The organism is Kaistella sp. (genome assembly GCF_032060305.1).
Classification (GTDB): domain Bacteria; phylum Bacteroidota; class Bacteroidia; order Flavobacteriales; family Weeksellaceae; genus Kaistella; species Kaistella yananensis.
In genome coordinates this window covers 3,694-13,008 of record NZ_DAMBHK010000065.1, presented here as the reverse complement: position 1 = coordinate 13,008, position 9,315 = coordinate 3,694, and the positions used below count along the sequence as shown (strand labels likewise).

General features: G+C 37.6%; 10 protein-coding genes. 9 read left to right on the top strand and 1 reads right to left on the bottom strand.

Annotation, left to right across the window (positions count from 1 at the left end; translation table 11 throughout):
* The first annotated feature begins 157 nt into the window (after positions 1 to 157).
* Both V5N63_RS09275 and V5N63_RS09270 read left to right on the top strand, forming a co-directional pair.
* Positions 158 to 970 (top strand): RsiV family protein, encoded by an 813-nt coding sequence (locus V5N63_RS09275; protein ID WP_332033719.1) that lies wholly within the window; start codon positions 158 to 160, stop codon positions 968 to 970.
* A 28-nt stretch (positions 971 to 998) separates the two neighbouring features.
* On the top strand, positions 999 to 1,850 hold the full coding sequence (locus V5N63_RS09270) for a diacylglycerol/lipid kinase family protein (RefSeq protein ID WP_332033720.1): 852 nt from the start codon (positions 999 to 1,001) through the stop codon (positions 1,848 to 1,850).
* Here the strand turns inward: V5N63_RS09270 and V5N63_RS09265 are convergent.
* Positions 1,842 to 3,146 (bottom strand): cryptochrome/photolyase family protein, encoded by a 1,305-nt coding sequence (locus tag V5N63_RS09265; RefSeq protein WP_332033718.1) that lies wholly within the window; start codon positions 3,144 to 3,146, stop codon positions 1,842 to 1,844. The two genes, V5N63_RS09270 and V5N63_RS09265, sit on opposite strands and share 9 nt — an antisense overlap.
* A gap of 216 nt (positions 3,147 to 3,362) precedes the next feature.
* Between V5N63_RS09265 and V5N63_RS09260 the strand changes: the two genes are divergently transcribed.
* Genes V5N63_RS09260 through V5N63_RS09230 form a run of 7 tightly spaced genes read left to right on the top strand, consistent with a single transcriptional unit; the run spans position 3,363 to position 9,246 of the window.
* Positions 3,363 to 4,829, top strand: a complete 1,467-nt coding sequence (locus V5N63_RS09260; protein WP_332033717.1) for a phytoene desaturase family protein — start codon at positions 3,363 to 3,365, stop codon at positions 4,827 to 4,829.
* On the top strand, positions 4,822 to 5,667 hold the full coding sequence (locus V5N63_RS09255; RefSeq protein WP_332033716.1) for a phytoene/squalene synthase family protein: 846 nt from the start codon (positions 4,822 to 4,824) through the stop codon (positions 5,665 to 5,667). Before V5N63_RS09260 ends, V5N63_RS09255 begins: the two co-directional genes overlap by 8 nt.
* A gap of 11 nt (positions 5,668 to 5,678) precedes the next feature.
* The gene (locus V5N63_RS09250; protein WP_332033715.1) at positions 5,679 to 6,137 is read left to right on the top strand and encodes a hypothetical protein; all 459 of its coding nucleotides are present in this window, start codon (positions 5,679 to 5,681) and stop codon (positions 6,135 to 6,137) included.
* 5 nt (positions 6,138 to 6,142) lie between these two features.
* Positions 6,143 to 6,610, top strand: a complete 468-nt coding sequence (locus V5N63_RS09245; protein WP_332033714.1) for a beta-carotene hydroxylase — start codon at positions 6,143 to 6,145, stop codon at positions 6,608 to 6,610.
* A gap of 11 nt (positions 6,611 to 6,621) precedes the next feature.
* Positions 6,622 to 7,347 carry a lycopene cyclase domain-containing protein gene (locus V5N63_RS09240; protein WP_332033713.1) on the top strand — a complete coding sequence of 242 codons (726 nt, stop codon included), beginning with the start codon at positions 6,622 to 6,624 and terminating at the stop codon, positions 7,345 to 7,347.
* Positions 7,337 to 7,819: an SRPBCC family protein gene (locus V5N63_RS09235; RefSeq protein WP_265144292.1), complete on the top strand. Its 483-nt coding sequence runs from the start codon at positions 7,337 to 7,339 to the stop codon at positions 7,817 to 7,819. Before V5N63_RS09240 ends, V5N63_RS09235 begins: the two co-directional genes overlap by 11 nt.
* Positions 7,819 to 9,246: an SDR family oxidoreductase gene (locus tag V5N63_RS09230; RefSeq protein WP_332033712.1), complete on the top strand. Its 1,428-nt coding sequence runs from the start codon at positions 7,819 to 7,821 to the stop codon at positions 9,244 to 9,246. The genes V5N63_RS09235 and V5N63_RS09230 overlap by 1 nt, the downstream gene beginning before the upstream one ends.
* Positions 9,247 to 9,315 lie beyond the last annotated feature (69 nt).

Below are 9,315 nucleotides of genomic sequence, written 5' to 3'. Positions count from 1 at the left end.
CGATGCTGATGGGCGACGAAGTGCCACCACGAAGAGAGTTTATCGAGAAAAATGCGGTGTATGCAAAAATCGATGTTTAAGCTTTAATTACATATCACGAAAAACTGTTCATCCTTTGAACAGTTTTTTTATTTGAATAAAATAATTAATTTTGAAGATGAAAAATATTTTTGCAGTTCTCTTTTTAACATTCTTAGCTTTTTTCAGTTGTAAAAAAGCCGAAAATCCTGACGCAAAAACATCTGAAAAAACCCTTTCAAAAGAAGTTCCGGTAAAAGTTTTAGCAACCGATTCCTTAGCAACGGTCGATTCTTTAAAAATAAATGAAAACCTTACTGCAATTTTCAGGTCAACGGTTTTGGTTTTTCCTAACCTTAGTAACAAATCGCTGCTCGACAGTATTTATGCTCCGCTAAATCTTAAACTGAAAGAATATTCCAAAGAAAATATTGAAGCCGAAATCGAGACCCAGAAGAACGAATATTTTGCAGACACCAAAAAATCTCTGGAAGACTGGAGCCCCGATTTCCCGCAAACCTGGGAACAGAATTCTTACATGAAAAAGTTTTCAAAGCTGAATGATTTCATGACGGTTCAGTATAAAAGTGATGGATACACGGGCGGTGCTCACGGCTATTATAATGAGCTATACAGAGTTTTTGATGTAAAAACGAACAGGCAAGTACACCTGGGAGATATTCTGAAAGTGCGTGATGTAAAAATATGGAGCCGAATTCTTATGGATCATTTCCTGAAAAACGATCTGGACAAAGGGCAAGCGCAAATGCTTTTGGTAAAGGAAATACCGCTTAACAACAATTTTTATTTTGATCAGGAGCATCTTTATTTTCTGTACAACCAATACGAAATTGCAGCGTATGCAGCCGGTCCCGTGCTTATAAAAGTTCCGTACAGCGAAATAAAACCTTTTCTGACTGAGGATTTCAGAACAAAACTGAATTTAAACTAATTACGTTTTCTATTTTCTGATTTATATGATGCGAAATGTAGCCTTTATTATCAATCCTTTTTCTGCGAAAAAAAACTATCACCCGTTTCTGCGCGCCCTGAAAAAAAGGATTCCGGATCCGGTTTACTATATTTCAGAGTCTATAGAAGATACGTATCATTTTATTGACACGCATTTTTCTGATACCGATATTTTCGTTGCGGTTGGCGGCGACGGCACCATTTCTACAGTGGCGCAAAAGCTGATTAATACTGATAAAATTCTTGCAATATTTCCCGCAGGATCAGGTAACGGGTTTTCAAATGAGACTAAATTTTCTAAAAACATTGACGATCTTTTAACCAAAATTAAATACCAAAAAACCAAAAAAATCGATACCTTCACGGTCAACGGAAGGTTATCAATCAACGTTTCGGGTACCGGTTTTGACGGAAAAGTGGTGAAAGAATTCGAAAAAACAGAAAGAGGCTTCAAGAATTACATTAAAGTTTCCATTAAAACCTTCTTTAATTACAAACCTGTTCAGATTAAATTTTTAACCGACAATTATCAGCAGTATAACGGGAAATATTTAATGCTGAATATTGCAAACACGCGGCAGTTCGGCAACAACGCCTACATTGCACCGAAAGCAAGCAAAAGTGACGGTCTTGTTGATTTGGTTTTGGTAAAAAAATTCCCGCTCACCTACTCGCCTTTTTTCGCCTTCAGAATGTTCACCAAAAGGCTGAAAGATGATCAGTATGTCACCTATCTTCCGGTTTCTGAAATCGAATTTGAAGTGAATACCAAAAATTGGCATCTGGACGGTGAATTCAATAAAATAACGTCGCCTATAAAAGTGAAAGTGCAGCCTAAAAGCCTCAACATTTTACAGTAATTCCTGGAGTCCTTTTTTATAGGTTTCCAGCGCTCTTTCTCTGGCGAATTTATGATCAATCATCGGTTTCGGATATGAGGAAGTTCCAAATTCTTTTACCCATTTTTTAACATACACACAGTCGGGATCAAATTTTTTCTGCTGCTCTTCGGGATTAAAAACCCTGAAGTACGGAGCCGCATCACAACCTGAACCCGCACTCCACTGCCAGTTTCCGTTATTGGCTGCTAAATCGTAATCGAGTAATTTTTCCGCGAAATACGCTTCCCCAATTCTCCAGTCGGTCAACAGATGCTTGGTAAGAAAACTTGCACAAACCATTCGGACTCTGTTGTGCATAAAACCGGTTTCGTTCAGTTCGCGCATTCCTGCATCCACCAACGGAAAACCAGTTTTGCCTTCCTGCCATCTTTTTAAACTTTCTTCGTCAGAAAGCCACTGGATTCCATCATATTTTGTTTTGAATGAATGATGCACAACTTTAGGGAAATGATACAGGATTTGCATAAAAAACTCCCGCCAGATCAGTTCTTTCAAATATGTTTCGTTCAACTGTTTTGCGATTTTGGCCAATGCGCGAACACTAATGGTTCCGAAACGCAGATGCAAACCCATTTCTGAAGTTGCCAACGCCGGAAAATTTCTTGTTTCGTGGTAATGTTTTAATATTTCAGTATTCAAGGATGGACTTTGATAGCGATAACCACTTGGCTGAAAACCAATATCCTGTAATGAAAAGTTCTGTTTTTCAGCATCAATAAATTGGTTCAAAAGCTTTTCGGAATGATAATTTTCGGTTTCCTGAGTGTTGTATTTTAAAAGCCACTGTTTTGAATAGGGCGTGTAAACGGTATAAGGCGATTTGTCGGCTTTCAGAATATCATTCTTATGAAAATGAACCTGATCTTTGTACGAAAGAAATTCAATATTGTTGAGATGTAAAAAATCCTTAATCTCAGCATCCCTTTGAATAGCAGAGGGTTCGTAATCCTCATTGCAAAAAACTTTTTCAACCGGATAAGTTTCAATAATTTCCCGGAAGACTTCTAAGGGTTTCCCGTGATAAATTTTAACGCATTTCCCGTTCTTTTCTAGATTTTCATTAATGTTATTTAACGCCTGAAAAATAAAATCTACTCGCCTGTCCTTTGAATTTTCGAGTTTCGAAAGAATATCAGTATCAAAAATAAAGACTGGCAACACTTTATTTTGGGATTTTAAAGCCTGGAAAAGACCATGATTATCACTCAAGCGTAAATCTCTTCTGAACCAGAAAACAGAAAATTTTTCAGACATATTAAATTAATTTAAGGATTTCGGAAGTACTCTTTTTTTAACGATAAGGTTTATTTTAGTAAGGCTGTCGTAAGCCATCATCCTGAAAAGATAAGTAAAATCATCGTTTACCAATTTTTAAATATATTTACTATTGATAATTTGAATCACAAAATTAGTATATTTATTTTATAATTTAAAAATTAAAGTATATTTTTGTTCCATTAATTCAAGTTTATGAAAAATGTCATTATTATTGGTTCAGGTTTCTCGTCGATAGCATCCGCTTGTTATATGGCTAAGGCAGGCTATAAAGTAACTGTTTTGGAAAAAAATGAACAGGTGGGTGGGCGTGCATCTTTGCTGGAAATCAGTGGCTTTAAGTTCGATATGGGACCGAGCTGGTACTGGATGCCTGATATTTTCGAAAGGTTTTTTGAAGATTTTGGCAGAAAAGTGACAGATTACTATCAGTTGGAGAAACTTTCGCCGGGCTACAGAGTGTATTTCGGCAAAGATAACTTCATCGACATTTCAGACAAGCCGGAGGAAATCATCGAAACTTTCGAAAACATCGAACCCGGAAGTGGCAAACACTTAAGAGATTTCATGAAAAAAGCCAAAGCGAATTACGAGATCGCAATGCAGGATTTGGTTTACAATCCCGGCAGATCGATTCTGGAGCTTGTAAGTGTTGAGACGGCCAAAAGACTTCCGCTTTTCGTGCAAAACATTTCCGAAACCATGCGAAAAAATATTAAAGATCCCAAACTAAGAAGCATTCTGGAATTCCCCGTAATATTTTTAGGAGCAAAACCGAATAATACGCCGGCTTTTTACAATTTTATGAACCATGCTGATTTCGGGATGGGAACCTGGTATCCAAAAGGCGGTTTCAATGCTGTAGCAAAGGGAATGCAGCAACTTGCAGAAGAGTTGGGCGTAAAATTTAAAGTAAATGAGAAGGTTACAGAAATACGAACAGAAAATAACCATGCAACGGCTGTAATCACTAAAAATAATGTTTTAAAAGCTGATATTGTAATTTCCGGAGCAGATTATGCACATACCGAAACCCTTTTAAAATCAACAGAACAGAATTATACTAAAGAGTATTGGCAGAAAAAAACCTTTGCACCATCCTCTTTTTTATATTACGTAGCTTTTGATAAAAAAGTTCCGCAGCTTCAGCATCACAATTTATTTTTTGATACCGATTTTGGCCGCCATGCGGAGGAAATTTACGATACTAAAACCTTTCCCAAAAAACCGCTGTTCTACGCCAATTTCTCAAGTAAAACTGATGACAGCCTCTGTCCCGAAGGAAAGGAAGTCGGCTTCTTCCTGATCCCCGTCGCCGTAGATCTTGAGGATTCAAAGGAAATTCACGATCAGTATTTTGAGTTGATTATGGATAGAATCGAAAAAAACACAGGAGAAAACCTCCGCAATTCGGTTATTTTCAAGAAAAGTTTCGGCGTAAACGATTTTAAAGAACGTTATCATTCTTGTCGCGGAAATGCATACGGACTTGCCAATACATTGTTGCAAACTTCAGTTTTAAGACCAAGAATTAACAATAAGAAAATCAAGAACCTTTTTTACACAGGTCAGCTCACGGTTCCGGGACCCGGCGTTCCACCGGCATTAATCTCCGGAAAAGTAGTTACAGATTATATCCTTAAGAACAGAAACGATGAATAACTTAGAAATTTTCAACAAAGTGTGCGGGCAGTCCTCTAAGTTAGTGACTGAAAAATACAGCACCTCATTTTCCAGGGCTTCTACCCTTTTTCAGCCTGAAATTCGGCAACACATCTATAACATTTATGGTTTTGTGCGGTTTGCTGATGAAATTGTAGATACTTTCCACGATTATGATAAAGCGAAGCTTATGGACGAATTTGGGCAAAGTTACCGCTCAGCACTCGAAAACGGTATTTCTCTCAATCCCATACTACAATCTTTCTGTTTAACGCAGAAAGAAAAAAACATTCCACAGCATCTGGTGGATGCTTTTCTCCATTCCATGAAAATGGATTTGGGCGATATTAAAAACTTTAATGATGAAAAGTACAACGAATACATTTACGGCTCAGCCGAAGTGGTAGGTTTAATGTGCCTGAAGGTTTTTGTGAATGGTGATGTAGAAGAATATAACAGATTGAAGCCTTACGCACAAAGTCTCGGCGCAGCGTTTCAGAAAATAAATTTTTTGAGAGACATCAGCGCAGATTATAATGATTTGAACAGGATGTATTTCCCGAATGTAGATTTCAGCAAATTCAGTTCGCAGGCTAAGCAGGAAATTGAAGCCGACATCGCAAAAGATTTTGCGCATGCTTTCATCGGGATTAAAATGCTTCCGCTATCGAGCAGAATCGCAGTTTTCATGGCGTATAAATATTACATCAACCTCTTCAAAAAAATACGCAAAACAAAACCTGAGTTGTTGCTCACAAAAAGAATAAGTGTTTCCAATGCCCGGAAAATTTATCTTTTCGGAGAAATGGTACTTAATAAAAACTTAAAATTAGTTTGAAAATTTCAATAATGAAAAAAGTTTTTTTAACCTTGGTTTTCTTTTTTGCTATGATGTGTTACGGCCAGGATTTATCAGATTTCAGATTGCTTTTACAGAAAGGAGAAAATTCTGAAACTGCGACAAAAACCTTAATCGCAACCTCCCAAGAGGCTTACACCAAAACTAAAAAACCAATTTACGAAGCATTTTTTGCAGTAGGCAATTTCTTTATGGCAAAACACGCGGTGAATCCGCTCAACAAATATTCGTATTTTAATAAAGGGAAAAAAGCACTTGAAAATGCTTTGAAAAAAGATCCAAACAATCTGGAAATTAGATTTATGAGATTTATTTCGCAGGAGCAGACGCCGGCATTTTTAGGGTATAACAAAGATCTGAAAAATGATAAAACTTTTATTTTAGCAGAATATAAAAAATCGAAAGACGAAGATCTTATCAAAAGAATTAAAATGCACCTAAAACTTTAAAAACAATGGAAACCTTACTTTATATCATGATCACACTGCTGGTTTTCGTTTCGATGGAAGGCATTACCTGGCTTACCCACAAATATATCATGCATGGCTTGGGCTGGTATTTTCATGAAGATCACCACCAGCCGGGTTATCCACATATTTTCGAAAAAAACGATTTCTTTTTCGTGGTTTTTGCGATTCCGAGTATTCTGTTGTTTTACTTTGGAACCCGTGGCGAAATTAACTGGATGTTTTTTGTAGGATTGGGGATTTTACTTTATGGAATGGGCTATTTTTTAGTTCATGATGTCTTGATTCACCGCCGTTTTAAATGGTTCGACAAAACCAATAACTGGTATTTCAGGGGTTTGCGTAAAGCCCATAAAATTCATCACAAACATTTAGGAAAAGAAGACGGCGAATGCTTCGGAATGCTTTTCGTTCCGTTGAAATATTTCCGGGAAGCTAAATTATCAACTTCATAAAAACTAAAATCTTGCAGTCTTATTACTATTTATTACTCGATATCCTAAGCTTTTCTGTGCCTTTTCTCTTCAGTTTCGAGCGGAAAAGAATGCACTTCATCCAGTACTGGAAAGCTTTTTTTTCGGCCATTCTCTTGGTCGGTTTATTCTTCATCGCTTGGGATATTTACTTCACTTACGAAAAAGTCTGGGGTTTTAATGATGAATATCTAACTGGATTCAGAATTTTCAATATGCCGCTGGAAGAATACCTCTTTTTCCTGCTCATTCCCTACGCCAGTGTTTTTATTCATTACTCTCTGGAGTATTTTATTCCTAAAGTTATTCTGAATGAAGGCATTACCAAATGGATTACGTACGTCCTTTTTGTGGTGAGTTTTTCTGTTGCTGTTTTAAATTACGACAAAATTTATACGGTATGCAGCTTCGGTCTTTTTGCTTTACTGATGCTGCTCCAGATCATCTACAAATGGAAGGATGCGCGACGGTTTTATTTAAGTTTCATTATTATTTACATTCCGTTTTATTTTGTAAATAATGCGTTGACAGGCAATTATTCCGAAAATCCAGTCGTTTTTTACGATGATACTGAAAACCTCGGAATCCGCGTAGGAACTATGCCTCTGGAAGACAGTTTCTACTGCTTCACCCTTTTGTACAGTATTGTTTTAGTTTTTGAATATTTTAAAAGAAAATGGAATTATCCGCCAGCACCCAGCAGAACAGATGAAAATTAAAATCACCAAACAGTCGGGAATTTATACACTGACTTCAGAACAGATTCTCCCTATTTCGCTGAAAGAAGCTTGGGAATTCTTCACCGTTCCTACAAATCTGGATAAAATTACTCCTGATGAAATGAATTTTCATATCACAAATAATCCGGGTTCAGAGACCTATCAGGGACAGATTATCACCTACAAAATCGGCATTTTTCCTTTGGTAAAAAGCAACTGGATTACGGAGATTACGCATCTGGTGAAAGAGAAATTTTTCGTAGACGAACAGCGGTTCGGTCCGTATGCGATGTGGCATCACGAACATCATTTTGCCGAAATGCAGGACGGAAAAGTAAAAATGACAGATATTGTGAATTTTAAAATGCCTTTGGGCCTCTTTGGCGATTTAATTGCAGGAAAAGCCGTACGGAACAAGGTGAAGTTTATATTTGAAAGCCGCTATAAAATTTTAGAAGAAATCATTAAATAATGAAAATATTACTCACAGGTGTTACAGGATATATTGGCAAAAGACTTCTGATACAGTTACTGGAAGAAGGTCATACCGTAGTTTGCTCTGTGAGAGACAGAAAAAGATTCAGTACGAAACTTTTTCAAAACCATCTGCATCAGTTAGAAATTATTGAAAATGATTTTTTGAATGCTGCTTCTTTAGAAAATATTCCAAAAGACATTCATTACGCATATTACCTGATTCATTCCATGTCTTCCGGCGCAGAAGATTTTGAAGAAATGGAGAAAATTTCGGCAGAAAATTTCAGAAATGCGTTAGAGAAAACGGCAGTAAAGCAGGTTATTTTCCTTACCGGAATCATCAATGAAGAAAAACTGTCAAAACATCTTCAGTCCAGAAAAAACGTAGAAGAAGCACTGAAAAGTGAAAATTACGCGTTAACGAGTCTCCGCGCAGGAATAATCGTAGGTTCCGGCAGCGCGTCTTTTGAAATCATCCGTGATTTGGTTGAAAAACTCCCGGTGATGATTGCTCCGAAATGGCTGAAAACAAAATGCCAGCCGATTGCAATCCGAAATGTGATTCAGTTTCTTGTAGGTGTTTTAGGGAAAGATTTTACTTACAATAAAGATTACGATATCGCGGGAACAGATATTTTAACTTATAAAGAAATGCTCCTGCAGTATTCGGAAGTCCGCGGTTTGAAAAGAACAGTTTTCACGGTACCTGTAATGACGCCGCAACTTTCGTCGTATTGGCTTTATTTTATTACCAGCACCACCTATTCTTTAGCGAAAAACCTGGTCGATAGTATGAAAATAGATGTCATTGCCAAAAAAAATACGTTAGCACAAGATCTCGGAATCGAATTATTTTCTTACAAAGAAGCAATTCGCCAGGCTTTTGATAAAATTAAGCAGAATGATGTACTCTCGAGTTGGTACGATTCCTTCAGCAGCCCGTTTCATGCCAGAAACGTATGGCAATATCTTGAAGTTCCTAATAAAGGCTGTTTTAAAGACATCCGCGAAATGAAAGTTGATGATGAGGAATTATCGGCGGCAAGGGTTTTCAGCATCGGAGGGAAAACCGGTTGGTATTATGCCGATTTTCTCTGGAAAATCAGGGGATTTTTGGATAAACTTTTTGGGGGCGTTGGGCTCCGGCGCGGACGCAGAAACCTGAATTCACTCGAAGCTGGCGATTCTGTGGATTTCTGGCGTGTTTTATATGCCGATAAAGAAGAAAAACGCCTGCTGCTGTTCGCGGAAATGAAAGTTCCCGGCGAGGCTTGGCTCGAATTTAAAATCAAGGACGGAATTCTTCATCAGGAAGCTACATTCCGCCCGCTTGGTTTATCAGGTAGACTTTACTGGTATTCGGTTTTGCCATTTCACGGTTTAATCTTCAACGGAATGCTGAAGAAACTTGCCGGTAAATAATTTATTCCACTGCCACAGAATCATCACCACGCCCGTCGGCTACGGCAGTAGCATTTCCGTTTTCATCGA

Excerpts from the sequence above, each read along its gene's own strand:
- V5N63_RS09275 (WP_332033719.1), top strand. The coding sequence starts at position 158 with ATGAAAAATATTTTTGCAGTTCTCTTTTTAACATTCTTAGCTTTTTTC.
- V5N63_RS09265 (WP_332033718.1), bottom strand. The coding sequence starts at position 3,146 with ATGTCTGAAAAATTTTCTGTTTTCTGGTTCAGAAGAGATTTACGCTTG.
- V5N63_RS09260 (WP_332033717.1), top strand. The coding sequence starts at position 3,363 with ATGAAAAATGTCATTATTATTGGTTCAGGTTTCTCGTCGATAGCATCC.
- V5N63_RS09250 (WP_332033715.1), top strand. The coding sequence starts at position 5,679 with ATGAAAAAAGTTTTTTTAACCTTGGTTTTCTTTTTTGCTATGATGTGT.
- V5N63_RS09245 (WP_332033714.1), top strand. The coding sequence starts at position 6,143 with ATGGAAACCTTACTTTATATCATGATCACACTGCTGGTTTTCGTTTCG.
- V5N63_RS09255 (WP_332033716.1), top strand. The coding sequence starts at position 4,822 with ATGAATAACTTAGAAATTTTCAACAAAGTGTGCGGGCAGTCCTCTAAG.
- V5N63_RS09230 (WP_332033712.1), top strand. The coding sequence starts at position 7,819 with ATGAAAATATTACTCACAGGTGTTACAGGATATATTGGCAAAAGACTT.
- V5N63_RS09235 (WP_265144292.1), top strand. The coding sequence starts at position 7,337 with ATGAAAATTAAAATCACCAAACAGTCGGGAATTTATACACTGACTTCA.
- V5N63_RS09270 (WP_332033720.1), top strand. The coding sequence starts at position 999 with ATGCGAAATGTAGCCTTTATTATCAATCCTTTTTCTGCGAAAAAAAAC.